Raw genomic sequence first — 23,299 nt, 5'->3', positions numbered from 1 at the left:
TCCTGACCGTTCGCTGAGTAAGAAAACGTCAGGCCGCGCCCTGAAAAGAAGCTATTCGGACTTCACCGACATCGTCTGGATGATCGTTTCCAGCTGCTCGCTCATCGGCAGATTGATGCTCTCCCCCGAAGGCAGCTTGCGCAGGAACCAGCGCTTGTACTGCCGATGGATCTCGCCGTCTTCCGCCAGCACCTGGAAGGTGTCGATGACCAACTTGTTCAACTGCGGATCGTCCTTGCGGTACATGATCCCGTAGGGGTCGTAGGAGAGGAAATCGCCGACCACCTCATAGTTGGCCTTGGCGGCGTCCTGCGCGATCAGGCCATAGAGCAGCACGTCGTCGGTCGCGAAGGCGTCGGCCTGGCCGCTCTTCACCAGCGCGAACGACTCCGCGTGGTCGCGCGCCACCCGCAGGTCGATGTTCAGCTTGAACTTTTCCGACAGGTCGCGCAGCGTCTTCTCGTTCGTGGTGCCGGCCGTCACCGCCACCTTCTTGCCCGCGAGGTCGCGGAACGACTTGATCGGCGAGCCCTTCTTCACCAGCACCTTGGTACCCGAGACGAACATCGTCGGCGAGAAGCTCACGCGCTTCTGGCGCTCGAGGTTGCTGGTGGTCGAGCCGCATTCCAGGTCGACCTTGCCGCTCACGACCGCATCGATGCGCGAATCGGACGTGACGGGCACCCACTTGATGGTGAGGCTCTTGTTCACTGCGTCCTCGATGGCCGTCACCAGCGCGCGGCAAAGCTCGATCGAATAGCCGATCGGCTCCTTGCGCGCATTGAGGTACGAGAACGGCACCGACGATTCGCGGTAGCCGATGGTGATGGCGCCCGTCTCGCGCGCCTTGGCAAGAGTGCCGGTCAGCGCGGTGGGGGCTTGCTCCTGCGCCTGTGCCGGCCTTGCAGGCACGAGCATGGCGGCCGCCAGCAGCAGTACGGCGAGAAAAACCGACGGCGTGGCCTTGGGCTTCATGGCGCGCCTCACGCGTGTGCGGGGTGGGCGAGGGTGGCAGCCGCCTCTTCGTCGATCGCGCGGGCGTTGACCTCGGCATCGCGCTCGGACATCAGTTCGCCCTCCCACTTGGCGACCACCGCGGTGGCAATGGAGTTGCCCACCGCATTGGTGGCCGAGCGGCCCATGTCGAGGAAAGTGTCCACGCCCAAAATCAGCAGCAGGCCGGCTTCGGGGATGTCGAAGTGGTTCAGCGTGGCGGCAATCACCACCAGCGAGGCGCGCGGCACGCCGGCCATGCCCTTGGACGTGAGCATGAGGATCAGCAGCATCGTGATCTGCGTGCTGATCGGCATGTGGATGTTGTAGGCCTGGGCGATGAAGAGCACCGCGAAGGTGCAGTACATCATCGAGCCGTCGAGGTTGAACGAGTAGCCCATCGGCATCACGAAGCTCGAGATCTTGCGCTTCACGCCGAAACGGTCGAGCGCCTGCAGGATCTTCGGATAGGCCGCTTCGGAGCTGGCCGTGGCGAACGACAGCAGGAAGGCTTCCTTGATGAGCACCAGCAGCTTCAACACGCGCGGGCCGAGGAACAGGAAGCCCGCCAGGATCAGCACGCTCCACAGCACGAACAGGCCCAGGTAGAAGTCGCCCATGAACACCGCGAACTTCAGCAGGATGCTCAGGCCGTTGACAGCCACCGTGGCGGCCATGGCGGCCAGCACCGCCAGGGGTGCGAGCTTCATCACGTAGCCGGTGATCTTGAGCATCGCGTGCGACAGCTCCTCGATGGCCGCCACCAGTGTCTTGGCCTTGTCGCCCAGCGAGGCCAGCGCCACGCCGAAGAACATCGAGAACACCACGATCTGCAGGATCTCGTTGTTCGCCATGGCCTCGACGAACGACTTGGGCACCGTGTGGCTCACGAAGTCCTTCAGCGTGAACTTGGCGGTGGCCAGGTTGGCCGAGGCGCCGATGTCGGGCAGCGGCAGGCCCAGGTTCTCGCCGGGCTTGAGCAGGTTGGCCATGACCAGGCCGATCACCAGCGAGATCAGCGAGGCCGTGAGGAACCAGCCGATGGCCTTGCCGAACACGCGGCCGACCGACTTGGCGTCGCCCATGTGCGCGATGCCCACCACCAGCGTGGAGAACACCAGCGGGCCGATCAGCATCTTGATCAGGCGCAGGAACACGTCCGAGACGATGGAGACGTAATCTGCAATTTCTTTCGCGGCCTTTTTGTCCGGAAAGCTCGAGAAGATCATGTAGCCGACGACGATGCCGAGCACCATCGCGATCAGGATCCATGCGGCCATCGGCAGCTTCTTCATGCGTATCCCCTTTTTGTCTGTCGTGTGAGAGTGATTTTCGAGTGCACGGGGCCGACTTGCATGCTGTCCCCCGATGCAAGCGGCCACAGGGTATCCAAGAAGGCCCCGTGCACGCAATGGGCCCTTGATGCCAATTCCGTGCCACCGCGCGGTCGCTGCCTACAATTCCGGGCATGGAAACCAGCCTGATCGAGTTCCGCGGCCAGCCCGCCATCCGCGCCACGGGCGCCGATGGAAGCACCCTGACCGTTGCATTGCATGGCGCCCAAGTGCTCTCGTGGGCCACGGCCAGCGGGGTGGAGCGACTTTATCTGAGTCCGCGCGCGGTGTTCGATGGGCAGGCCGCCATTCGCGGCGGCGTGCCCATCTGCTGCCCCCAGTTCAACCAGCGCGGCATGCTGCCCAAACATGGATTCATGCGCAATTTGCCTTGGGCGCAAGCGGCTGCCGATGCGCCGCAGACGCTGCGGTTGACGCTGCGCGACAACGAAGCCACCCGGACGCTCTGGCCGCACGCTTTTGAGGCACGGCTGGAAGCGACCCTGTCCGCCGGCGGGCTGCGCACCACGCTCACGCTCGTCAACATCGACCATGCGCCCTGGACCTTTGCGGCCGCGCTGCACACCTATCTGCGCGTCGACGACATCGCCCACGTGCGCCTCGAAGGCCTGCAGGGCGCCAACCGCTGGGATTCGCTGCGCGACGACCGTCATGTGGAAACTGCCGCGGCGCTGCATTTCGACGCGGAATTCGACAGCGTCTACGCCGCGCCCGCCAAGCCGCTGCGCCTCGTGCAGCCCGGCAGCACACTCGAAATCGCACAAAGCGCGAGCTGCAGCGAAACCGTGGTCTGGAACCCCGGTGCCGTGCTCGGAGCGAAACTCGCCGACATGCCCGAAGACGGCTTCCGCCACATGCTCTGCGTCGAGGCGGCCCGCATCGACGAGCCCGTCCTGCTGGCGCCCGGCGCCCAATGGCAGGGCTGGCAACAGCTCCGCGTTCTCTGATCTCCTACCGGTTCATTTTTCATGCTTGCCAAACGCATCATTCCCTGCCTCGACGTCACCGGCGGCCGCGTCGTCAAGGGCGTCAACTTCCTCGAACTGCGCGATGCGGGCGACCCCGTCGAGATCGCCGCGCGCTACAACGCGCAGGGCGCCGACGAACTCACCTTCCTCGACATCACCGCCACCAGCGACGGACGCGACCTGATCCTGCCGATCATCGAGGCCGTGGCTTCGCAGGTCTTCATTCCGCTGACCGTGGGCGGCGGCGTGCGCACCGTGGCCGACGTGCGCCGGCTGCTCAACGCGGGCGCCGACAAGACCAGCTTCAACTCGGCCGCCATCTCGGATCCGCAGGTGATCAACGACGCCTCGCAGAAATACGGCTCGCAGTGCATCGTGGTCGCCATCGACGCCAAGCGCCGCAGCCCCGAAGAGGCCGCCACGCGCGGGGCGGGCTGGGACGTGTACAGCCACGGCGGGCGCAAGAACACCGGCCTCGACGCCGTCGAATGGGCAGCCGAGATGGCGCGCCGCGGCGCCGGCGAGATCCTGCTCACCAGCATGGACCGCGACGGCACCAAGAGCGGCTTCGACCTGGAACTGACCCGCGCCGTGAGCAATGCCGTCAATGTGCCGGTGATCGCCTCGGGCGGCGTCGGCAGCCTCGACGACCTGGCCGACGGCATCCAGACCGGCGGCGCTGATGCAGTGCTGGCGGCCAGCATCTTCCACTACGGCGAGCACACGGTGGGCGAGGCCAAAGCCCGCATGGCCGCGCGGGGCATTCCCGTGCGGATCGACCGTTGAACGTGCCTCAAGGGTCTTTCCCCATCCCCGACAATACCGCGATGAATTGGCTCGATGAAGTGAAGTGGGATGCGAGCGGCCTGGTGCCCGTGATCGCGCAGGAGCAAGGCAGCAACGACGTGCTGATGTTCGCCTGGATGAACCGCGAGGCGCTCGAAAAGACCGCCGAGCTCGGCCGCGCGGTGTATTTCAGCCGCTCGCGCAACAAGCTCTGGTTCAAGGGCGAGGAATCGGGCCACGTGCAGACCGTGCACGAGATCCGCCTCGACTGCGACAACGACGTGGTGCTGCTCAAGGTCACCCAGCTCGGCCACGAGCCCGGCATCGCCTGCCACACCGGCCGCCACAGCTGCTTCTTCAGCAAGTACGAGAACGGCGGCTGGACCGTGGTCGAACCCGTCTTGAAAGACCCGGAGTCGATCTACAAATGACGGCCACAGTGAACCACAGCACCTCCGACGCCCTTGCACGCCTTGCCTCGGTCATCGAAAGCCGCCTGCCCGCGCGCGGAGGCGACCCCGACAAGAGCTACGTCGCGCGCCTGCTGCACAAGGGCCCCGACGCCTTCCTCAAGAAGATCGGCGAGGAAGCCACCGAGGTCGTGATGGCCGCCAAGGACGCCGACCACGGCGGCGACCGCTCCAAAATAGTGAACGAAGTGGCCGACCTCTGGTTCCACACCATGGTGGCGCTGGCGCACTACGGTTTTTCCCCCGCCGACGTCACCGCGGAACTCGAGCGCCGCGAGGGCACCAGCGGCATCGAGGAAAAAGCGCTGCGCAAGGTGCAGGCGCGGGAATCCGAAGCCTCCAACGATTGAAAGGACATCGACCATGGCCAACGACATCGTGAACGTGGAACCCGACGACTCCCTCAAGACCTGGGGCTGGGTCAGTTACATCCTGCACCTGATCGTGGCCATCGGCGCCGTCGTGCCGGGGGCGCAGGCCTCCGTGCTGCTGCTGCTGATTGCGCTGGTGATCGACTTCGTCAAGCGCGACGACGCGGCCGGCACCTGGCAGGCATCGCACTTCAGCTGGCGCATCCGCTCGGTGCTGTGGGCCGGCCTGCTGTACATCGTTACTTCGTGGCTCTGGCTGCTGTTCTTCGTGCCGGGCTGGATCGCCTGGAGCCTGATCTCGCTGTGGTTCCTGTACCGGATCGTGAAGGGCATGATCCGCATGAACGACGGCCGTCCCATGGAACCCAAAGATGTCATCTGACCCGAACTGCGTCTTCTGCAAAATCATCGAAGGCAAGATCCCCTCGCGCAAGGTCTACGAAGACGACGACCTGTTCGGTTTTCACGACATCTCGCCCTGGGCGCCGGTGCATTTCATGCTGGTGCCCAAGAAGCACATCGCTTCGATGGCGCAGCTCACGCCCGACGACTCGGCCCTCATGGGCAAGATCATGATCCTGGCGCCCAAGCTGGCGCTGGAGCAGGGCTGCAGGCCCTATCCGGACGGCGGCTACCGGGTCGTCGTCAACACGGGCAGCGAGGGCGGCCAGGAGGTTCACCATCTCCATGTCCATGTCATGGGCGGCCCCCGCCCGTGGCTTCGCGGTTGAGTGGCGTTAGTCCAAACTGTCACATTCCGCCCGACTAAAATCGGACACATTCTTAGGAGTTCTCCATGGGTTCTTTTTCCATCTGGCACTGGTTGATCGTGCTGCTCGTCGTGGTCATGATCTTCGGCACCAAGAAGCTGCGGAACATGGGTTCGGACCTTGGCGGCGCCGTCAAGGGCTTCAAGGACGGCATGAAGGACGGTTCGTCCGACGCCGCCACCCCGCCGGCCCCCACCCAGCAAGTGACTGGCCAGCCGGCCAACAGCGACAAGTCGACGATCGACGTCGAAGCGCGTCAGAAGTCCTGAGCGCGGGCAGCAGCACGTGCTCGACCTCGGCATTGAGAAGCTGGCGCTGATCGGCGTCGTGGCGCTGATCGTCATCGGTCCGGAAAAGCTGCCGCGCGTGGCCCGCACCGTCGGCACCTTGCTCGGCAAGGCGCAGCGCTACGTGAACGACGTCAAGGCCGAAGTCAACCGCTCGATGGAGCTCGACGAGCTCCGCAAGATGAAGACCACCGTCGAGGATGCGGCGCGCGACGTCGAGCACAGCATCCACACCGGCGCGAGCGAATTCGAGAAGCAGTTCAGCGGTTCGGGCGAAACCCTCTCGGCGCTGGCCGAACCCGAGCCGTCGCCGCCCGAATACAAGCATCCCCGCAAGAACTGGCGACTGAAGCAGGGCGCCACGCCGCAGTGGTACAAGGCGCGCAACGGCGTGCGCACCAAGGCGCTGTCGGGTGCCGCGCGTGTCGCGCGCTTCCGCCCGCACACGATCAACAAGATCAACTAGCGTCCCCCACCACCGCGTTCCGCGAGCGCCGCACGCCGGCCGACGTCACGCTATCTTCTTTTCCAATGGCCGATTCCGACAACAAGAACAAAGACAAAGAAGACGAACTGGCGGGCACCGAACAGCCGTTCGTGGCGCACCTGGTCGAGCTTCGCGACCGCCTGCTCTACTGCGTCTATGGCCTCGTGGTCGCGGGCATCCTGCTGGCCATCTGGCCCGGCCCGGGCGGGTTGATCGACCTGATCGCGATGCCGATCAAGGCGCACATGCCGCACGACGCGAAGCTCATCGCCATCGGCGTGTTCTCCCCGTTCTTCGTGCCGCTCAAGGTGCTGATGATGGCGGCCGTGCTGCTGGCGCTGCCCTGGCTCATGTACCAGGCGTGGATGTTCGTCGCGCCCGGGCTCTACAGCCATGAAAAGAAATTCGCGCTGCCGCTGATCTTCTTCGGCAGCCTGCTGGCCTATGCCGGCATTGCCTTCGTGCAGCTCTTCGTGCTGGACAAGATGTTCAGCTTCATCCAGCGCTTTGCCCCCGCAGCGGTGCAGGCGACGCCCGACATTTCATCGTACGTCGAGGCCATCCTGTCGCTGTACATCGCCTTCGGCGTGGCCTTCCAGGTGCCGATCGTCGTGATGCTGCTGGTGCGCTTCGAGATGGTGACCATCGAGAAGCTCAAGTCCTTCCGCGGCTACTTCATCGTGGTCGCGTTCGTCGTGGCCGCGGTGCTCACGCCACCCGACGTGGTGTCGCAGCTGGCGCTGGCGGTGCCGATGTGCCTGCTGTACGAGGTGGGCATCATCGGTGCCAAGTACTTCGCCAGTGCCGCCAGGAAGCCCGAAGAAGACGAAAGCGCCGATTCGGCGCAGTCCTGACCCGCCGGCTGGCCTGACGGCAGCCCGTTATTCGGGCTGCTGCTGATTCGGTACCTGCCGCACCGGGCTCTTCGGCCGCAGGCCCGGCATCACGTCCAGTTCCATCTTGTCGCTGCCGCGCTGCAGCGCAAACCTCGCGGTGCTGCCGGGCTTCAGGCCGGCCACCGCGGTCAGCAGCGCCTGCACGTTGTCCGTCTTCTTCTCGCCCACCGAAGTGATCACGTCGCCGGGTCGGATGCCGGCCTTGGCAGCCGGGCCGTTCTGCAGCACGCCGGTGATGATCACGCCGGTGTCCGCCTTCACGCCGAAGGTCTCGGCGAGTTCGGGCGAGAGTTCGTTCGGCTCCACGCCGATCCAGCCGCGGCGCACCTGGCCTTCCTTCACGATCCCTTCGAGCACGATCTTGGCCATCGACACCGGAATGGCGAAGCCGATGCCCATGCTGCCGCCCGAGCGCGAATAGATCGCGGTGTTGATGCCCTGCAGGTTGCCGTTGACGTCGATCAGCGCGCCGCCCGAGTTGCCAGGGTTGATGGCCGCGTCGGTCTGGATGAAGTTCTCGAAGTTGTTGATGCCGAGCTGGTTGCGCCCCAGCGCCGAGACGATGCCGCTGGTCACGGTCTGGCCGACACCGAATGGGTTGCCGATGGCCAGCACCTGGTCGCCCACCTGCAGCGCGTCGGAGTCGCCCAGCACGATCGCCGGCAGCTTGTCGAGCTCGATCTTCAGCACGGCCAGGTCGGTGTCGGGGTCGGTGCCGATCACCTTGCCGCGCGCGTGGCGGCTGTCGTTGAGCGTTACCTCGATCTCGTCGGCGCCCTCGACCACGTGGTTGTTGGTGAGGATGTAGCCGTCTGCGCTCACGATCACGCCGCTGCCCAGGCCCACCTGGGGCTGGTCGTCCTGGTCGCCGAAGAAGAAGCGGAACCACGGGTCGTTGCTGCGCGGATGGCGTTGCGCGGCCTTGCTGGTGTTGATGCTCACCACCGCCGGCGAAGCCTTCTTGGCCGGCACGCTCAGGCTGCCGGCCGTCGGGATGTTCGGGTTGCCCGCGGGCGCCTCGACGATCGACACCACGCCGCCCAGCGAGGTCGCGCGCTTGTGGATCCACTCGGGCTTGAGCGTCGCGACGACGAAATAGGCCGCGAGCAGGACAGTCACGGCTTGTGCAAAGAGCAGCCAGGTGCGTTTCATGAAAGATTGGTGAAAAAGACGTTGGAAGGCTGCCGTGGAGCGCAGCGATGTTGTCAATTGTCCCTCAACCGCACGGAACAGAAACCGCGCCGCGCGGTCGAGATTGAGCTGGCTGCACTGCGTGAATCCGGGTTAACCCGTAGCATCGCCTTGCAGGTCCCACCCGGCCCCCATTTCCCCGGCCTCCCGCGCTGCCCACCCGGCGGAAGCGGCCAGGCATTTCGTCGGCGCGCCATTTTTCCGTTTTCTCACCCGGTTTCGCGGGCTGGCGCGCGGTCACGACCTTCCTGCCAGCCATGACTTCACAAGCAACCCTCCCGGACGGCGCGCAGCCGGCACCGGCACGCACGCTCGGTTCGAGCGACTACAAGACCCTCGGCCTGTCCGCCCTCGGCGGCACCCTGGAGTTCTACGACTTCGTCATCTACGTGTTCTTCGCCACCGTGCTCGGGGCGCTGTTCTTCCCAGCCGACATGCCCGACTGGCTGCGGCAGCTGCAGACCTTCGGCATCTTCGCGGCCGGCTACCTGGCGCGCCCGGTGGGCGGCATCGTCATCGCGCATTTCGGCGACATCTTCGGCCGCAAGCGCATGTTCACGCTGTCGATCTTCCTGATGGCGGCGCCCACGCTGGTGATCGGCCTGCTGCCGACCTACGCGAGCATCGGCGTCGCGGCGCCCCTGCTGCTGCTGGCCATGCGCGTGCTGCAGGGCGCGGCCATCGGCGGCGAGATGCCCGGCGCCTGGGTGTTCGTGGGCGAGCACGTTCCGGCCAGGCGCTACGGCTTCGGCATCGGCATGCTGACCTCGGGCATCACCGGCGGCATCCTGCTGGGCTCGCTGGTTGCGGTGGCCATCAACCGGCACTATTCGCCGGTGCAGGTGAGCGAGTTCGCCTGGCGCCTTCCCTTTGTGCTGGGCGGTGTGTTCGGGCTGGTGTCGGTGTACCTGCGCCGCTTCCTGCACGAGACGCCGGTGTTCAAGGAGCTGGCCGGGCGCCGCAGCGTGGCGCGCGAGACGCCGCTGCGCACCGTGCTGCGCGAGCATCGCCTGGCCTGCGTGTACGTCGCGCTGCTGACCTGGGTGCTGTCGGCCGCCATCGTGGTCGTGGTGCTGTACACGCCCACCTACCTGCAGAAGGTGCACCACATTCCGGCCGCGCTGGCGCTCGAAGCCAACGCGCTCGCCACGCTGACCCTGACGCTCGGCTGCATGCTGGCCGGCTGGGCCAGCGACCGCATCGGCACGCGCACCGTCATGCTGATCGGCTGGGGCGGCCTGTTCGCCACGGCCTACCTGTTCTACAGCGGGCTGCCCGGCACGCCGTCGACGCTCTATGCGCACTACGCGCTGGTGGGCTTGTTCGTGGGCACCATCGCCACGGTGCCGATCGCGGGCGTGCGCGCCTTCCCGGCGCCGGTGCGCTTCACCGGCCTTTCGTTTGCCTACAACATGTCGTACGCGGTCTTCGGAGGACTGACCCCGGTGATCCTCACGCTCTGGCTGCAGCGCGACACCATGGCGCCGGCGCACTACGTGGCGGCGCTGGCCGGGCTGGGCTTCCTGCTGGCGCTGTTGCCCCTGGCCGCTCGTGGCCATGCCATGCGGGATGGCGCGGCCATCGCGGGCGGCGCGACAATGGCGCGATGAGCACCACCCGCCACGAACTGCTTCACGCATTCGACTTGCTGCTCGCCCCCGGGCGCTTCAAAGACTACGGACCCAACGGCCTGCAGGTCGAAGGGCGCACCGTGGTGCGCAAGATCGTTTCGGGCGTAACCGCCAGCCGCGCGCTGATCGAGGCCGCGATCCACGCCGATGCCGATGCCATCTTCGTCCACCATGGCCTGTTCTGGCGCGGCCAGGACGGCTGCGTCACCGGCTGGATGAAGCAGCGCCTGGGCCTGCTGCTAGGTGACGACGTCAATCTCTTCGCCTATCACCTGCCGCTCGATGCGCATCCCGAACTCGGCAACAACGCACAGCTCGGCCTGCAACTGGGGCTCGTGGCCCATGCCGGATCGGCCGGGCGCTTCGGCGAGCAGGAACTGGGTTTTCTCGGCGCGCAGGAAAACGGCGAAGGCTTCGCCAACGCCAAGGCGCTCGCCACCCACGTCGAAAAAGTGCTGAAAAGGCCGGTCACGCTCGTCGACACGGCGCATCGCGCCATCAGGAATATCGCGTGGTGCACAGGCGGCGCGCAGGGCTACTTCGAAGCCGCCATCGCGGCCGGCGCCGACGCCTTCATCACCGGCGAGATCTCGGAGCCCCAGGCCCACTACGCACGCGAGATGGGCGTGGCCTTCCTGGCCTGCGGGCACCACGCCACCGAACGTTACGGCGCGCCAGCCGTGGCCGGGCACGTTGCGGCGCAGCTCGGGCTGAAGCACGAGTTCATCGACATCGACAACCCGGCATGAGCGCAGCGCCGGGCCGCCCCAAGCAAGCTTGCACCGCAGTGCGGAGCACGGAGGTGCCTTTCCAATGAGCGCTGCCATCGCCATCACCCTCGGGGATCCCGCGGGCATCGGCCCCGAGATCATCGCCAAGGCCTTTCGCGACGCGCCCGATGCAACGCATGGCGCGTTCGTTGCCGGCGATGTGGGCACGATGCGCAAGGCCTCGCAGGCGCTCGCAGCACCTGGGCTGCCGGCATGGCCGGTGCTGGAAATCGAAACCGCCGCCGAAGCCGCGGCGGTGCCGCCGGGCTGCATTCCCGTGCTGCAGGTGATTGCGCCGCCATCGCCAATCGAGCTGGGCCAGATCAGCGCCGAAGCCGGCCGCGTGGCCGGCGAATGCGTCGTCTGGGCCGCGCGGGCCGCGCTGCGCGGTGAAATCGGCGCCATCGTGACCGCGCCGCTGCACAAGGAAGCGCTGTCGGCCGCCGGCTTTCCGTACCCCGGCCATACCGAACTGCTGCAGGCCGAGGCCGCCGCCCACCTGGGCCGCACCCTGGCCGACGTGCCGGTGCGCATGATGCTGGCCAACGACGAGCTGCGCACCGTGCTCGTCAGCATCCACATGTCGCTGCGCCACGCCATCGAGGCGGTGCATTTCGACGGTGTGCTCGAAACCCTGCGCATCACCCACCGCGCGCTGACGCATGCCCTCGGCCGCGTGCCGCGCATCGGCGTGGCGGGGCTCAACCCGCATGCGGGCGAGGGCGGCCTGTTCGGTTCGGAAGAGCGCGAGATCATCGCGCCGGCCATCGAGGCCGCGCGCGCCGAAGGCATCGACGCCAGCGGCCCCTATGCGCCCGACACCGTCTTCATGCGCGCGCGCGCCAGGCAGGGCGTGCCGTCCAGCGGCGAGTTCGACGTGGTGGTTGCGATGTACCACGACCAGGGCCTGATCCCCGTCAAGTACCTGGGCGTGGAGAAGGGCGTGAACGTGACGCTGGGACTGCCGCTGGTGCGGACCAGCCCCGACCACGGCACCGCGTTCGACATCGCGGGCACGGGCCTGGCCGATGCGTCGAGCCTCGTCGAGGCGCTGCGCATGGCCCGCGTGCTGAAGGGCGCTTAAGGGCGCTTGAGGCTGTCGCGGATTTCGCGCAGCAAGGTGATGTCTTCTGGCGTTGCGGCAGGAGCAGGCGGCGCGGCCTCTTCGGTCTTCCGCAGCTTGTTGATCTGCTTGACCATCATGAAGATGATGAAAGCAAGGATCACGAAGTTGACGGCCACCGTAATGAAGCTGCCATAAGCCAGCACCGGAACGCCGGCCTTCTTCAGGTCTGCCAGTGTGTTCGCCACGCCGGGGGGCACGGTGCCCAGCACCACATAGAGGTTCGAGAAATCGAGCTTGCCGAACACCACGCCCACCAGCGGCATGATGATGTCGCCCACCAGCGAGTCGACGATCTTGCCGAACGCGGCGCCGATGATCACGCCCACCGCGAGGTCGATGACGTTGCCCTTGACGGCAAATTCCTTGAATTCACTGAGGATGCTCATGATTCAAAAGGCTGCTGGAGCTCTGCTGTTGAAAGAGCGTCGAGTATGCCCGCGGAAGCGCGCCGGAATCGGCTGCCCGGCGTGAAGCATTCGGCGCATTTGATCTATTTGCCTCATCCGCGATGCGGAAAGAAAAGTGCGTGCTTAGGTGTACCCAGTTTCAGTAGTTTTAGTTACAAAAGGAAACAAGGCCCCCGTGGTGACTCATCCGAGCGGGGTGCCACTGTTAGGATCACGCCCGCCGCTACGACAAGCGGACCGGTATTGACATGCAGTTGCATGTTCTCGGTTCAGCGCCTCCACGAGGCACTCTGCGCCCTGGCAGTGCCCAGCAGTGTGCCTGCGGTAACCACGAATTGTGAAAAAGAATTGCACCGCAATAAGTGCATGCGTAGTTTTTATCGCCTGGCTATTTTGGCGCTAAAAAATTGGAATTTCCTTGGGGGATCGGAATTGAGAAGAAATGCAAATGTCCTGAAGTTCGCTTCGACACTGGCATGTGTGGTGGTGCTTCAAGGCTGCGCGGTCGTGCCGGGCATGGGCAACGTGGAGCCCTACGAGGCAGGGGGCGAACTGGCATCCCAGTTCCGCTATCTTCCCGACGAGGCGCCCGAAGGCCAGATCACCCCCATTTCCCTCGCGCTCGTGCGCACGCTGGCGCAGGCGGCCCCGAAGGGCGTTCCGCCTGAGGTCAATGCGCTGTTCGGCAAGAGCGAGCGCTACACCATCGGCCCCGGCGACGTGGTGGGCGTCATCGTTTACGACCACCCCGAACTGCTGCCGAATGCCGGCGCCGTCATTTCGCAGTCTGCGGACCCGACGGGCGTGCAGGTGGCTCCCGGCTTCATTGTGGATTCCGACGGAGAGGTGGCCTTTCCGTACATCGGCCGCGTGCGGGTGGCGGGGCTGAGCGAGGGCGACGCCTCCGACCTGATCGGCAAGCTGCTCCTTCCGCACATCCGTGACCCGCAAGTGACCGTGCGCATCCAGTCGTTCCGCAGCCGCCGTGCGTATGTAGAAGGCGAAGTGCGCACCCCCGGCTCGCAGATCTTCACCGACGTGCCGATGACGCTGAACGAAGCCATCAACCGAGCCGGCGGCATTACGGCCGCGGGCAACCGCTCGGCCGTCACGCTCATTCGCAACGGCCAGTCGATTCGGATCGACATGACCAGGCTGCGCGAAGCCGGCTACGACGGCAACAGCATTCCGCTGAAGAACGGCGACACCGTGCGCGTGGCCAACCGGGAAGACGACAAGGTCTTCCTCATGGGCGAAGTCGTGGCTCCACTGGCGTTGCCCATGCGCAGCAACGGCCGCCTCAGCCTGAGCGAAGCGCTGGGCGAAGCCGGGGGCACGTTGAACTCCACCGCCAACGCCGGCCAGATCTACGTCATTCGCCAGGGCGCGACGGGTGCACCCGCCATCTTCAACCTCAATGCGCGGAACCCGGCAGCGCTTGCCATTGCGAGCCAGTTCAGGCTGCAGTCGCAGGACGTGGTCTATATCGACCCCGTGCCGCTGGTCAAGTGGAACCGCGTGGTCAGCTTGATCCTGCCGTCGGCGGCTGTGGCTAACACCGCGAGCGAGATTTACGTCAGGCACACCAACTGAAGCCGAGGCCTGTTCTTTCTCTGCCGAGATGCGGGAAGTGGACGGGCCTTTGAAGGTGACAGTTCAGGTGCGATAGGGCGACAGCTTCCATTGAGAGGACGCTGTCGGAGTTCTTGTTCCCAACGTTCCCATCATGCAAGCCATTCATCCAAATCAACCCATTGCAATCATCGGCCTTGGTTATGTGGGCCTTCCCCTTGCCGTGGAGTTCGGCAAGAAGCGTTCCGTTGTCGGCTTCGACATCAATGCCAAACGCATTACCGAGTTGCAGGGTGGACACGACCACACCTTGGAGACCACGCCGGAAGAACTGAAGGCTGCCACGCAACTGGCCTTCACGTCGTATGCCGACGACTTGCACGATTGCGCCGTGTTCATCGTGACCGTTCCGACCCCCATCGACAACGCCAATCGGCCCGACCTGACGCCATTGGTGAGGGCCAGCGAAACCGTCGGTAAGGTGATGCGCCAGGGCGCCATCGTGATCTTCGAGTCGACCGTGTACCCCGGCGCGACCGAGGAAGTCTGCGTGCCCGTGCTGGAAAAGTGCAGCGGTAAGAAGTTCAACGTCGATTTCTTCTGCGGCTACAGCCCGGAGCGCATCAATCCAGGTGACAAAGAGCATCGTCTTCCAAATATCAAAAAGGTGACGAGTGGCAGCACTCCAGAAATAGCAGAAATCGTCAATCAGTTGTACCTTGAAATAATTTTGGCCGGCACCCATCAGGCTTCAAGCATTAAAGTGGCCGAAGCAGCCAAAGTTATTGAAAATATACAGCGAGACGTAAACATCGCATTAATGAATGAGCTCAGTTTGATTTTTCATAGGCTGAGCATAGATACGCTGGAGGTATTGGCTGCCGCGGGCACCAAGTGGAATTTTTTGCCTTTTCGGCCCGGCTTAGTAGGAGGGCACTGTATTGGAGTTGATCCCTATTACCTAACTCATAAAGCGCAAGAAGTTGGATATCACCCTGAGGTGATTTTGGCAGGGCGACGAATTAATAATCATGTGGTTTTGCATGTTGCTGACGAAGTAGTTAAGCTCATGCTCCGAAAAAAAATCTCTGTCGTCGGTGGGCGTGTATTAATTCTTGGACTTGCCTTCAAGGAAAATTGTCCCGACATACGAAATAGCAAGATTGTCGATTTGGTCATCGCACTGAAGGAATACAACCTATCCGTGGACGTTTTTGATCCGTGGGTTGATCGAGACGAAGCTCAAGAAATTTTGAAGCAAGAATGTTTGAGAGAGCTGGTTCCGGAAAAATATGATGCAGTGGTTCTCGCGGTTAGCCATCACCAATTTTTAAAATTGGGAGCGGACGGCATACGCGCTCTGGGAAAAGAACAGTGCGTGGTATTTGATGTAAAGGGTGTTCTTCCGAAAAACGCCTCAGATGGACGTTTGTAAATACCGAGCACGGTAAATTTGAAGTTAGTTCATCAAATTAGATATTCTCGGTCATGCTTAAAGCTAAAACGGCCATCCTACGTGCCGCAGGGCTACTATTGGGAAGCACCGTTGCTGCGCAAGCAATAACATTGCTTAGCCTCCCATTGGTCACTCGCTTATATTCGCCAAGTGATTTCGGGGCATTCGCTACCTATTCTGCGATAGTTGGTACAGCCGGCGTTATTGCGTGCGGCAGGATGGAATTGGCCATTCCGCTGCCGGCTGACAAAAACGATGCCAGAGATATAGGGGCTACGGCTCTCGCAATACTTGTGATTTTCAGTGCAATTACCCTCGTAATTTGCCTATGCGTATGGCTTGCTTTTGACCGGATTCCTCTTTTTGTCTTATTGGTTCCTTTAGGTGTCTTTAGTGCGGGCTTGCTGAGTATCGGACAGTATTTATTGATTCGAGCAAAGAATTTCACGGTCGTTGCTAAAGCTCGGATTGTTCAATCCTTAGTCTCTTCGTGCGTCCAAATCATCGGAGGAATTGCGCCGATTGGCGCATGGGGTCTTTACAGCTCGCAAGTCGGTGGCAACGTTGCTGCATTTCTCGTGCAAAGCAGCATTGAAATGAGGTTGTCCAATTGCATCCATGCAATCAGTAGACTTACGGTCTTCAGAATGCTGAGTAAATACAAAGACTATTGGAGATACTCAGCGCCCGAGGCGCTGACCAATACCGCAGCCATTCAAGCACCTCTTGTGTTGATTGCAGCAAACTCGTCGACGCAAGAAGCGGGCTATCTTTTGCTCGCGATGAAATTGCTACAGATTCCGGTAAGTCTTGTTGCAGGGTCGATATCTCAGGTCTATTACGCTCACTCTGCCGAAAAAGAAAGAGAAGGTGTGTTGCCGGAATTTACCGGGAAGATACTTTCTTCCATTGCTCAAATTGGAATTGGGCCAATAATATTTGCAGCTATTGTTTCGCCTCAGCTTATCCCTTTGATTTTTGGCGATAGCTGGGTAAAAGCCGGTGCTCTCGTTCCTTGGTTGACCGGATGGTTTACGTGTCAGCTTTTAGCTTCGCCAATCTCTACCGTTATGCAAACAAAGGGTCTTCAAAAAGAGATGCTAAAAATTACCAGTTTCGGATTTCTCACTCGGACTGGAGTTGTGATTGGGGCAATTCTCTTTTTCCCAGAATTCCAGAGCATTGCTTATGGTTTGTCCGGGCTTGTCTTTTATCTTGTATGTCTGGTAATTTTCTGTAACGCGGCTGACATTGGCCTAAGCCGCGCACGAAGTATTATTTTTAGATCGATTCCATGGATATTTCCATGGGTGTTCGGTGGAGCGACGTTGTGCTTTTTGATCAGAAGATTTGCTGAATTATGATATTCAAGCTGCTCAAGCGATTTTCATTCATTACGAGGCCTGCAGCGGATGTATTCTGCGGCATTTTTTTCGACAAAAAATATTTGAAAGGCCGGCATTTCGAGGTCGGCTATATCGGCTATTACTGGGCAATAAGGGCTATTTGGCAAAAGAATATCTTAAGGCTTGCTCCGCCTATGCCGTGGCCCACAGCCTTAACCTGTCGCATCTCAAAATCGGATGCAATTGATTTCGACGTCGACGATCTAAATATTTTCCAATCCCCCGGAGTCTACCTGCAAAACTTCGGGGCAAGGATATCGATCGGTGCAGGCTGCTATATCGCACCGAACGTTGGAATAATTACGGCGAATCATGACCCTGACAATCTCGATTCGCATACCGCTGGTAGGGCAGTAATAATTGGCCCTGGATGCTGGATCGGGATGAACGCTGTACTTCTTCCTGGGGTCGTTCTAGGTGCAAATTCTATTGTCGGTGCTGGTGCGATTGTCACCAAATCGTTTCCAGAAGGAGGGGTTGTCCTCGCTGGCAATCCGGCAATGGTGATTAGGCGCAGATAAATCCATGGCCGCATAACAAAGATCAATGGCGGTATGTTAATACTACATTTTGCGTTAATCTCGGCATTGTATTTGCTCTGCACTTTGCGATTAACCCGTCGCGGCTGGCGAAGGGTGTCAAACCCGTTTAAATTGGTTCTCGCGATGTATGTCGCAAGTGCTGGTGCCTCCATTTTCTATTCGGGAGATGCGGCGGAATTTATGAGTGGCATTAACGAGACGCCATATATTTTACTATACTCAATTCTGTTGCTGATTACTCTGAGTCCTATTTTGCTTTTGAATGGCTACAGGCTTCCAGATTTCGTTATCGCTAATCGTCGCGGCGTAAAGGCGTTTTATAAAATCAGCAGTGTATTTATATGGTTCGCGCTACTGTATCAAATACCTTATGCATTTCAAGCGCTCGCGCTTGGTGCGGTGGATGTTAGATCTGCGCTCAATATGGAGAAGATTGGAATCTTGCCGGAGAGTTGGCTCACCACAGTAGCTGTTGCAGTTTCCAGTTTTTACGTTGTTTTTACAATTATGCTTTTTATTGCTATCAAAGAGCGTATGTCCCGTTTTATTCGAGTCTCAATGATGGCCGGATCAATACTGTATGTAATCTCCAGTCTATGTTTTACTGCACGTGATGGTGCATTGTTTTGTGTAATAACATTAATATTTGCTTTTCAGTTATTTCGTGGTTCGCTGGCGACCAAAGACGTAAAAAAAATTGGGCGCATAATTGCAATTGCCGGCGGGGTCTGCTTGGTGGCAATATCCACTTTTTCAATTCAGAGATTTAATGCGGAAACCGGAGCTAACGATTTGACGGAAGGCACGCTAGGTTACATAGGCCAGCAACCATACGTCTTTGTCGAGACAATTGTTCGTCAGAATGAGTATTACGGGTTTCATCTCCGAATGCCATTAATGTCGGCGGTGCTTGCCCAGCCTGCTCGTGAGATCGAGAGAACGTTGCCTTACGAATGGTCCTTTGGGACTTATTTGAAAGACTATTATTCGATGTTTGGAATTTCTTCGTTATTGGTCTTATCTGCCATGACGTTTTTGGCATTTTTCATTTTTATTTTGAGGCGAAATAAGCTCCATCCCGTCGCGGCGCTAATTGGCATGGGTTTTTTCTTTCAGTTTTTTACTTCTGGGTTGTTTTTTCTTAAGATGGGCGGTTGGGCCGGTAATCAATACGCGTTGCTAATTCTTATATTCGGTTTTTTTTGTAACTTTTATTTTAAAGGCTCGCGATCTAAAGTCCTGGTGGTTCGTCGACAGCACGGGGAGCTATGAAAAAAGTTTTAATTATTGGCTACGATTTTCGTGCGTCTTCACTTGCTGGCTCATTTAGATTGAGACAATTTGCAATCGAGCTTGGCATGCTTGGTCACACCGTGAAGGTGGTCGCTGCGTTTTCTGATGCCCCGTCGAGTTCTTCTGACAACCCTAATGTTGATTTAGACGTCACCGTTATTCCGCCTCAGGTCGACTATGCCTCACTTGGCTCGATTCGCAGGGTGATCCGACGTCTGGTTGCTTGGCCTGATCCAAGCATTGGTTGGGCTAGGCAGGTAATGAGCGATCTGGCGTTTGCGGAGTTGGTGCAGTGGGCTGATGTAGTCCTTGTAAGCACTCCACCTCATGGCCTTCAGGCTATTTCGGTGCATATAAAAAGGAACTACAAAAAGTTCGTCTTGGCTGACTTGCGTGATGACTTTTTATCAAATCATCGTATTAAGTGGCGGACCCCGATTCATAAAATTGCCGRAAAAAGAATTGAAAGTGATTTGGTTCAAATGGCCGATTGCGTGGTTCTGAATACGGATGAGGTGCGAAATAGATTTGTAAAGCGATACTCAATTCACGCTAGCAAACTTCGGGTTGTACCAAATGGCTATAAAAAGAATTACCGATTTGGTGGCAGGCTCGATTTTACAGATCTTGAAGCTGCCTCCCGCTCACTTGTCTACGTAGGTTCTCCATATGATGGGTTTGCGAAAAATTTCATTGCACAGCTTGCCAATGCTGTGACCGGAATTGAAAGCTTGAGCGCGTTGCAGGTTTTAACAGCAGGACCGGGTGCTTGGGAGCCTTTTCCTAAATTCGCTCGCTGGCGTCATTTGGGATTGGTGCCTGAGACTGACGCTGCTTATTTGATGCGAGAGGCCAGGCTTCTGCTTTTAATTATGCCGCCAGGAGAAGAAGAGCCTTCGGGTACTGTTCCATTGAAGGCTTATTCTTATTTGGCTTCAGGTAGAAGAATCGTCTATTTCGGAGAGAAAGGATCGACTACTGAGTTGCTTTCTCGTTTCACTGGAACTGTCTGTTTTCGAAGAGGTGATATTGATGCCTTCGTTGCGTGGGCGACTGCCAATATGGATTGGGCAATTCAAGAGGATTTCGATCGCGAACCTGATCTGCTGCATTACGAGTTTTCAAAGCTCACGACAAAACTAGCATCACTATTCGAACAGCCGCGAGTGTCTAACGAATGAGCGCTGATAAGCGACCGCGCGTAGTAATTCTTATAGGTTTTTTCCTTCCTGGAGTTAAAGCTGGAGGGCCTATTAGAACGATTGCAAACTTGGTTCAAATACTGGGCGACGAGTTTGCATTCTCGGTAGTTACCCGGGATAGAGACCTGCTTTCGGCAGATCCATATCCTGAAATTGATTCTTCGAAATGGATCTCCCGAGGTCGCGCGCGAGTAATGTATTTGCCTCCGAGGCACTTTGCACGATCGTTGATATCGTTGTTGCGCTCAAAAACGATTGGTGTGCTGTATATAAATAGTTGTTTTGAGTTTTGGTTTTCGATATTTCCTCTTGTTCTAGTCAGATTGGGGTTGGTAAAGGTTTCTCGAATAATTGTGGCCCCGCGTGGGGAGTTTGCTGCATCTGCTCTCAAAATTAAATCTTTTAAAAAGAAGGTATTTTTGTTTCTGGCGGATCTATTCGGACTTCATCGATCGGTCCTGTGGCATGCATCTACGTCAATTGAATTTAACGATATTGTGAGGGCGCAAAAAATCGATTCGAATTCTGCGCAGTCGCGAATAAAAATTGCATCTGACTTGGTTGTTTTTGATGAATTTTTGCCTGCCGAGAAATTTTTTTCGGACGGACTTCGGATTTGCTTTGTGTCTAGGATTGTGCCGATCAAAAATTTGATTTTTGCGATTGAGGTGCTGAAAAATCTACGCTTTCCTGTGCGTTTTGATGTTTATGGTTTTCAAGAGGATTTTGAGTATTGGGAGGAATGCCGAACGCTTAGCTTGACGCTGCCTTCGAATGTATCTTTCAATTATTTAGGCGGCTTAAAGGCCGATGAGGTGAGGTTGGCGATTTCGCGCTATGACGTTTTGTTTGTGCCAACAAAAGGTGAGAATTTTGGTCATATTTTCGTAGAAGCGTTGTCAGCTGGCGTGCCTATCCTGGTTAGCGATCAAACGCCTTGGAGAAACTTGACTTTTGCCGGGGTTGGTTGGGATATTTCGTTGGATGCCCCGGCTAAATTTAATGAGGCTTTGAGCGATTTGTTTTCTAATAGAAATGCTTATTTAGGTATTTCCGATAAATGCCGTGCCTACGCTGCAAAAATCGCAACTGACCCGGTCGCAGTTGATGCCAATCGAAGTCTTTTTGAAATGGATGCGTAGATGTTTGGCCATAAAGTTTTGTTAATAACTGGCGGCACAGGTTCCTTTGGGAATGCGGTGCTTCGACGCTTTTTATCATCGGATTTGGCTGAAATCAGAGTTTTTAGCCGAGACGAGAAAAAGCAGGATGACATGCGCAAGCGCCACAACCATCCCAAGCTGAAGTTCTATATCGGTGATGTGCGCGACTCCCGGAGTGTGAGCGCGGCCATGCGAGGCGCCGACTACGTTTTTCATGCAGCGGCGCTTAAACAAGTCCCTTCCTGCGAGTTCCACCCCATGCAAGCGGTCCGTACCAATGTGCTTGGTACCGAAAACGTGTTGGAGGCGGCCATTGCTGCAGGTGTGAAGCGCGTCGTGTGCCTCAGCACCGACAAGGCCGTTTACCCAATCAATGCCATGGGCATCAGCAAAGCCATGATGGAAAAGGTCATGGTCGCTGCCAGCCGCAATCTGGAAAGCACGAACACCGTCATTTGCGGCACCCGCTACGGCAACGTCATGGCGTCACGTGGTTCGGTCATTCCGTTGTTCGTGGAGCAGGTGCTGGCAGGCAAGCCCATCACCGTGACCGACCCGTCCATGACCCGCTTCATGATGACGCTGGAAGATGCCGTCGAACTGGTGCTGCACGCCTTCGAGCACGGCAATAACGGTGACATCTTTGTGCAGAAGGCCCCGGCAGCCACTGTACAGGTGCTGACCCAAGCGATTCTGGAGGTGATGCGCAAACCCGATCACGAAGTGCGCGAGATCGGCACGCGCCATGGCGAGAAGCTCTACGAAGCGCTGCTGAGCCGCGAGGAAATGGCGTGCGCCGAAGACCAGGGCGACTACTACCGCGTGCCGCCCGACGGGCGCGACCTGAATTACGCCAAGTATGTGGAGCAGGGTGAGCAGCGCATTACCCGAAGCACGCACGGCGAAGACTACAACTCGCACAACACCACCCGTCTCGACGTCGAAGGCATGAAGAAGCTGCTGCTCAAGCTCGACTTCATGCAGCGCATTGCACGCGGTGAGGTCGCCGAGGCGCAGGAATAAGACCATGAAAGTGTTGATTACCGGCGCTCGCGGATTCGTGGGTAAGAACCTCCAGTTGCACCTGGCTGAGCGCAAGGACGTGCAGGTGGTCTGCTTCACTCGCGACGACAGCGTAGACCAACTGCTCGCGCTGCTGCAGGGGGTGGACTTCGTGTTCCATCTCGCGGGTGTCAATCGCCCGCAGGACCCGCAAGAATTCGCTACCGGCAACGCGGAACTCACGCAGAGCCTGAGTCGTGCTGTCTGCGCAGTGGCCGAAGCCACGGGCAAGAAGGTGCCGGTCGCCTATACCTCTTCCGCCCAGGCGGGGTTCGACAATCCCTACGGCCGCAGCAAGCGCGGGGCCGAGGAGACGCTGCAGGCAGCCGCTCGCAGCCACGGCATTCCAGTGCATCTCTTCCGGCTGCCCAACGTCTTCGGAAAATGGTGCCGGCCCAACTACAACTCGGCAGTGGCCACGTTCTGCCACAACATCTCGCACGGACTCCCCATCCAGGTCAACGACCCGGCAGCGGCCGTCACGCTGGTGTACGTGGACGACGTCATCGAGCGTTTCGTTCAGTTGATGGATGGCGCGGATGCTGCAACGGATGCGGCGGGTTTCGCCACCGTGGCGCCGCAATACACCATCACCGTGGGCGAACTGGCCCGGCAGATCCAGTCGTTCAAGGACAGCCGCAACACCCTCATGACTGACCGCGTGGGAACGGGCCTGGTGCGCGCGCTCTACTCGACCTATGTGAGCTACCTACCGCCCGAGTCGTTTGCCTACACGGTGCCACAACATGGAGACGCGCGCGGCGTGTTCGTCGAGATGCTCAAGACGCCGGACGCAGGCCAGTTCTCGTTCTTCACCGCGCATCCCGGCATCACGCGAGGTGGTCATTACCACCATAGCAAGACAGAGAAGTTCCTTGTCATCAAGGGGCAGGCGCGCTTCAAGTTCCGGCACATGCAAACCGGTGAAACCCATGAGCTGGTTACCGCGGGCGACAAATCTGAAATCGTGGAAACCGTGCCCGGCTGGACGCACGACATCACCAACATCGGCACCGAAGAAATGGTCGTCATGCTCTGGGCCAACGAGGTGTTCGACCGCGCGCGGCCTGACACCTTCGCTTGCCCGCTGTAGAC

Annotated in this window: 25 protein-coding genes; 21 read left to right on the top strand and 4 right to left on the bottom strand. The window is 59.3% G+C overall.

What is annotated here, in order from left to right; all coding sequences use genetic code 11:
* Window positions 1–51: 51 nt before the first annotated feature.
* Together AC1DFC_RS15230 and AC1DFC_RS15225 are read right to left on the bottom strand one after the other, a co-directional pair.
* Window positions 52–975 (bottom strand): amino acid ABC transporter substrate-binding protein, encoded by a 924-nt coding sequence (locus tag AC1DFC_RS15230; protein ID WP_007835263.1) that lies wholly within the window; start codon window positions 973–975, stop codon window positions 52–54.
* An 8-nt stretch (window positions 976–983) separates the two neighbouring features.
* Window positions 984–2,288, bottom strand: coding sequence for a dicarboxylate/amino acid:cation symporter (locus AC1DFC_RS15225; protein WP_007835265.1), 1,305 nt, complete (start codon window positions 2,286–2,288; stop codon window positions 984–986).
* Window positions 2,289–2,461: 173 nt separating this feature from the next.
* On the opposite strand from AC1DFC_RS15225, the gene AC1DFC_RS15220 reads away from it, so the two are divergent.
* The 9 genes from AC1DFC_RS15220 to tatC all read left to right on the top strand — a co-directional run bounded on the left by AC1DFC_RS15220 (window position 2,462) and on the right by tatC (window position 7,341).
* The gene (locus AC1DFC_RS15220; RefSeq protein ID WP_007835269.1) at window positions 2,462–3,295 is read left to right on the top strand and encodes a D-hexose-6-phosphate mutarotase; all 834 of its coding nucleotides are present in this window, start codon (window positions 2,462–2,464) and stop codon (window positions 3,293–3,295) included.
* A 21-nt stretch (window positions 3,296–3,316) separates the two neighbouring features.
* Window positions 3,317–4,102 (top strand): imidazole glycerol phosphate synthase subunit HisF, encoded by a 786-nt coding sequence (gene hisF / locus AC1DFC_RS15215; protein WP_007835271.1) that lies wholly within the window; start codon window positions 3,317–3,319, stop codon window positions 4,100–4,102.
* A 41-nt stretch (window positions 4,103–4,143) separates the two neighbouring features.
* Window positions 4,144–4,533, top strand: coding sequence for a phosphoribosyl-AMP cyclohydrolase (gene hisI / locus AC1DFC_RS15210; protein WP_413313818.1), 390 nt, complete (start codon window positions 4,144–4,146; stop codon window positions 4,531–4,533).
* The gene (locus tag AC1DFC_RS15205; RefSeq protein WP_413332273.1) at window positions 4,530–4,922 is read left to right on the top strand and encodes a phosphoribosyl-ATP diphosphatase; all 393 of its coding nucleotides are present in this window, start codon (window positions 4,530–4,532) and stop codon (window positions 4,920–4,922) included. The genes hisI and AC1DFC_RS15205 overlap by 4 nt, the downstream gene beginning before the upstream one ends.
* Before the next feature lie 13 nt (window positions 4,923–4,935).
* A complete protein-coding gene (locus AC1DFC_RS15200) occupies window positions 4,936–5,325 on the top strand; it encodes a DUF4870 family protein (protein WP_007835277.1) in 390 nt (129 codons plus the stop codon).
* On the top strand, window positions 5,315–5,674 hold the full coding sequence (locus AC1DFC_RS15195) for a histidine triad nucleotide-binding protein (protein WP_007835279.1): 360 nt from the start codon (window positions 5,315–5,317) through the stop codon (window positions 5,672–5,674). Before AC1DFC_RS15200 ends, AC1DFC_RS15195 begins: the two co-directional genes overlap by 11 nt.
* Window positions 5,675–5,739: 65 nt before the next feature.
* A complete protein-coding gene (tatA, locus tag AC1DFC_RS15190) occupies window positions 5,740–5,982 on the top strand; it encodes a Sec-independent protein translocase subunit TatA (RefSeq protein ID WP_007835282.1) in 243 nt (80 codons plus the stop codon).
* Window positions 5,983–5,998: 16 nt separating this feature from the next.
* The gene (gene tatB, locus AC1DFC_RS15185) at window positions 5,999–6,466 is read left to right on the top strand and encodes a Sec-independent protein translocase protein TatB (RefSeq protein ID WP_007835284.1); all 468 of its coding nucleotides are present in this window, start codon (window positions 5,999–6,001) and stop codon (window positions 6,464–6,466) included.
* Window positions 6,467–6,531: 65 nt separating this feature from the next.
* A complete protein-coding gene (tatC, locus tag AC1DFC_RS15180; protein WP_056586067.1) occupies window positions 6,532–7,341 on the top strand; it encodes a twin-arginine translocase subunit TatC in 810 nt (269 codons plus the stop codon).
* 27 nt (window positions 7,342–7,368) lie between these two features.
* On the opposite strand, the gene AC1DFC_RS15175 is transcribed toward tatC, so the two are convergent.
* Window positions 7,369–8,535: a trypsin-like peptidase domain-containing protein gene (locus tag AC1DFC_RS15175; RefSeq protein ID WP_007835300.1), complete on the bottom strand. Its 1,167-nt coding sequence runs from the start codon at window positions 8,533–8,535 to the stop codon at window positions 7,369–7,371.
* Window positions 8,536–8,831: 296 nt separating this feature from the next.
* Between AC1DFC_RS15175 and AC1DFC_RS15170 the strand changes: the two genes are divergently transcribed.
* From AC1DFC_RS15170 to pdxA, 3 genes are all read left to right on the top strand, one after another.
* Entirely contained in the window at window positions 8,832–10,184 is a 1,353-nt protein-coding gene (locus AC1DFC_RS15170) for an MFS transporter (RefSeq protein WP_478179520.1), read from the top strand.
* The gene (locus tag AC1DFC_RS15165; protein ID WP_007835304.1) at window positions 10,181–10,954 is read left to right on the top strand and encodes a Nif3-like dinuclear metal center hexameric protein; all 774 of its coding nucleotides are present in this window, start codon (window positions 10,181–10,183) and stop codon (window positions 10,952–10,954) included. Before AC1DFC_RS15170 ends, AC1DFC_RS15165 begins: the two co-directional genes overlap by 4 nt.
* Window positions 10,955–11,018: 64 nt before the next feature.
* On the top strand, window positions 11,019–12,059 hold the full coding sequence (pdxA, locus tag AC1DFC_RS15160) for a 4-hydroxythreonine-4-phosphate dehydrogenase PdxA (RefSeq protein WP_478179519.1): 1,041 nt from the start codon (window positions 11,019–11,021) through the stop codon (window positions 12,057–12,059).
* Here pdxA and mscL read toward each other — a convergent pair.
* Window positions 12,056–12,487, bottom strand: coding sequence for a large conductance mechanosensitive channel protein MscL (gene mscL / locus AC1DFC_RS15155; RefSeq protein ID WP_007835307.1), 432 nt, complete (start codon window positions 12,485–12,487; stop codon window positions 12,056–12,058). The genes pdxA and mscL overlap by 4 nt on opposite strands.
* Window positions 12,488–12,874: 387 nt before the next feature.
* On the opposite strand from mscL, the gene AC1DFC_RS15150 reads away from it, so the two are divergent.
* The 9 genes from AC1DFC_RS15150 to wbjC all read left to right on the top strand — a co-directional run bounded on the left by AC1DFC_RS15150 (window position 12,875) and on the right by wbjC (window position 23,297).
* Window positions 12,875–14,101 carry a polysaccharide biosynthesis/export family protein gene (locus AC1DFC_RS15150; RefSeq protein WP_478179545.1) on the top strand — a complete coding sequence of 409 codons (1,227 nt, stop codon included), beginning with the start codon at window positions 12,875–12,877 and terminating at the stop codon, window positions 14,099–14,101.
* Window positions 14,102–14,234: 133 nt separating this feature from the next.
* Window positions 14,235–15,515: a Vi polysaccharide biosynthesis UDP-N-acetylglucosamine C-6 dehydrogenase TviB gene (gene tviB / locus AC1DFC_RS15145; protein WP_478179518.1), complete on the top strand. Its 1,281-nt coding sequence runs from the start codon at window positions 14,235–14,237 to the stop codon at window positions 15,513–15,515.
* Window positions 15,516–15,568: 53 nt separating this feature from the next.
* Window positions 15,569–16,900, top strand: coding sequence for an oligosaccharide flippase family protein (locus AC1DFC_RS15140; protein WP_478179517.1), 1,332 nt, complete (start codon window positions 15,569–15,571; stop codon window positions 16,898–16,900).
* Window positions 16,897–17,463 (top strand): DapH/DapD/GlmU-related protein, encoded by a 567-nt coding sequence (locus AC1DFC_RS15135; protein WP_478179516.1) that lies wholly within the window; start codon window positions 16,897–16,899, stop codon window positions 17,461–17,463. The genes AC1DFC_RS15140 and AC1DFC_RS15135 overlap by 4 nt, the downstream gene beginning before the upstream one ends.
* 144 nt (window positions 17,464–17,607) lie before the next feature.
* Window positions 17,608–18,756, top strand: coding sequence for a hypothetical protein (locus AC1DFC_RS15130; protein ID WP_478179515.1), 1,149 nt, complete (start codon window positions 17,608–17,610; stop codon window positions 18,754–18,756).
* Window positions 18,753–19,958, top strand: a complete 1,206-nt coding sequence (locus tag AC1DFC_RS15125) for a glycosyltransferase (RefSeq protein WP_478179514.1) — start codon at window positions 18,753–18,755, stop codon at window positions 19,956–19,958. Before AC1DFC_RS15130 ends, AC1DFC_RS15125 begins: the two co-directional genes overlap by 4 nt.
* Window positions 19,955–21,121, top strand: a complete 1,167-nt coding sequence (locus AC1DFC_RS15120) for a glycosyltransferase family 4 protein (RefSeq protein ID WP_478179513.1) — start codon at window positions 19,955–19,957, stop codon at window positions 21,119–21,121. Before AC1DFC_RS15125 ends, AC1DFC_RS15120 begins: the two co-directional genes overlap by 4 nt.
* Entirely contained in the window at window positions 21,122–22,165 is a 1,044-nt protein-coding gene (locus AC1DFC_RS15115; RefSeq protein WP_478179512.1) for a polysaccharide biosynthesis protein, read from the top strand.
* Between the two features lie 4 nt (window positions 22,166–22,169).
* Window positions 22,170–23,297, top strand: coding sequence for a UDP-2-acetamido-2,6-beta-L-arabino-hexul-4-ose reductase (wbjC, locus tag AC1DFC_RS15110; RefSeq protein WP_478179511.1), 1,128 nt, complete (start codon window positions 22,170–22,172; stop codon window positions 23,295–23,297).
* Window positions 23,298–23,299 lie beyond the last annotated feature (2 nt).

The sequence above is a fragment of the Variovorax sp. 10L421 genome, assembly GCF_056395365.1.
The sequence above is the reverse complement of the archived record's forward strand: the minus strand, read 5'-3'. Positions and strand labels throughout refer to the sequence as shown.

What these genes read in the sequence shown, in the direction of transcription:
- AC1DFC_RS15230 (WP_007835263.1), bottom strand. Translation starts at nt 975, where the DNA reads ATGAAGCCCAAGGCCACGCCGTCGGTTTTTCTCGCCGTACTGCTGCTG.
- AC1DFC_RS15225 (WP_007835265.1), bottom strand. Translation starts at nt 2,288, where the DNA reads ATGAAGAAGCTGCCGATGGCCGCATGGATCCTGATCGCGATGGTGCTC.
- AC1DFC_RS15220 (WP_007835269.1), top strand. Translation starts at nt 2,462, where the DNA reads ATGGAAACCAGCCTGATCGAGTTCCGCGGCCAGCCCGCCATCCGCGCC.
- hisF (WP_007835271.1), top strand. Translation starts at nt 3,317, where the DNA reads ATGCTTGCCAAACGCATCATTCCCTGCCTCGACGTCACCGGCGGCCGC.
- hisI (WP_413313818.1), top strand. Translation starts at nt 4,144, where the DNA reads ATGAATTGGCTCGATGAAGTGAAGTGGGATGCGAGCGGCCTGGTGCCC.
- AC1DFC_RS15205 (WP_413332273.1), top strand. Translation starts at nt 4,530, where the DNA reads ATGACGGCCACAGTGAACCACAGCACCTCCGACGCCCTTGCACGCCTT.
- AC1DFC_RS15200 (WP_007835277.1), top strand. Translation starts at nt 4,936, where the DNA reads ATGGCCAACGACATCGTGAACGTGGAACCCGACGACTCCCTCAAGACC.
- AC1DFC_RS15195 (WP_007835279.1), top strand. Translation starts at nt 5,315, where the DNA reads ATGTCATCTGACCCGAACTGCGTCTTCTGCAAAATCATCGAAGGCAAG.
- tatA (WP_007835282.1), top strand. Translation starts at nt 5,740, where the DNA reads ATGGGTTCTTTTTCCATCTGGCACTGGTTGATCGTGCTGCTCGTCGTG.
- tatC (WP_056586067.1), top strand. Translation starts at nt 6,532, where the DNA reads ATGGCCGATTCCGACAACAAGAACAAAGACAAAGAAGACGAACTGGCG.
- AC1DFC_RS15175 (WP_007835300.1), bottom strand. Translation starts at nt 8,535, where the DNA reads ATGAAACGCACCTGGCTGCTCTTTGCACAAGCCGTGACTGTCCTGCTC.
- AC1DFC_RS15170 (WP_478179520.1), top strand. Translation starts at nt 8,832, where the DNA reads ATGACTTCACAAGCAACCCTCCCGGACGGCGCGCAGCCGGCACCGGCA.
- AC1DFC_RS15165 (WP_007835304.1), top strand. Translation starts at nt 10,181, where the DNA reads ATGAGCACCACCCGCCACGAACTGCTTCACGCATTCGACTTGCTGCTC.
- pdxA (WP_478179519.1), top strand. Translation starts at nt 11,019, where the DNA reads ATGAGCGCTGCCATCGCCATCACCCTCGGGGATCCCGCGGGCATCGGC.
- mscL (WP_007835307.1), bottom strand. Translation starts at nt 12,487, where the DNA reads ATGAGCATCCTCAGTGAATTCAAGGAATTTGCCGTCAAGGGCAACGTC.
- AC1DFC_RS15150 (WP_478179545.1), top strand. Translation starts at nt 12,875, where the DNA reads ATGCGTAGTTTTTATCGCCTGGCTATTTTGGCGCTAAAAAATTGGAAT.
- tviB (WP_478179518.1), top strand. Translation starts at nt 14,235, where the DNA reads ATGCAAGCCATTCATCCAAATCAACCCATTGCAATCATCGGCCTTGGT.
- AC1DFC_RS15140 (WP_478179517.1), top strand. Translation starts at nt 15,569, where the DNA reads ATGCTTAAAGCTAAAACGGCCATCCTACGTGCCGCAGGGCTACTATTG.
- AC1DFC_RS15135 (WP_478179516.1), top strand. Translation starts at nt 16,897, where the DNA reads ATGATATTCAAGCTGCTCAAGCGATTTTCATTCATTACGAGGCCTGCA.
- AC1DFC_RS15130 (WP_478179515.1), top strand. Translation starts at nt 17,608, where the DNA reads ATGTATGTCGCAAGTGCTGGTGCCTCCATTTTCTATTCGGGAGATGCG.
- AC1DFC_RS15120 (WP_478179513.1), top strand. Translation starts at nt 19,955, where the DNA reads ATGAGCGCTGATAAGCGACCGCGCGTAGTAATTCTTATAGGTTTTTTC.
- AC1DFC_RS15115 (WP_478179512.1), top strand. Translation starts at nt 21,122, where the DNA reads ATGTTTGGCCATAAAGTTTTGTTAATAACTGGCGGCACAGGTTCCTTT.
- wbjC (WP_478179511.1), top strand. Translation starts at nt 22,170, where the DNA reads ATGAAAGTGTTGATTACCGGCGCTCGCGGATTCGTGGGTAAGAACCTC.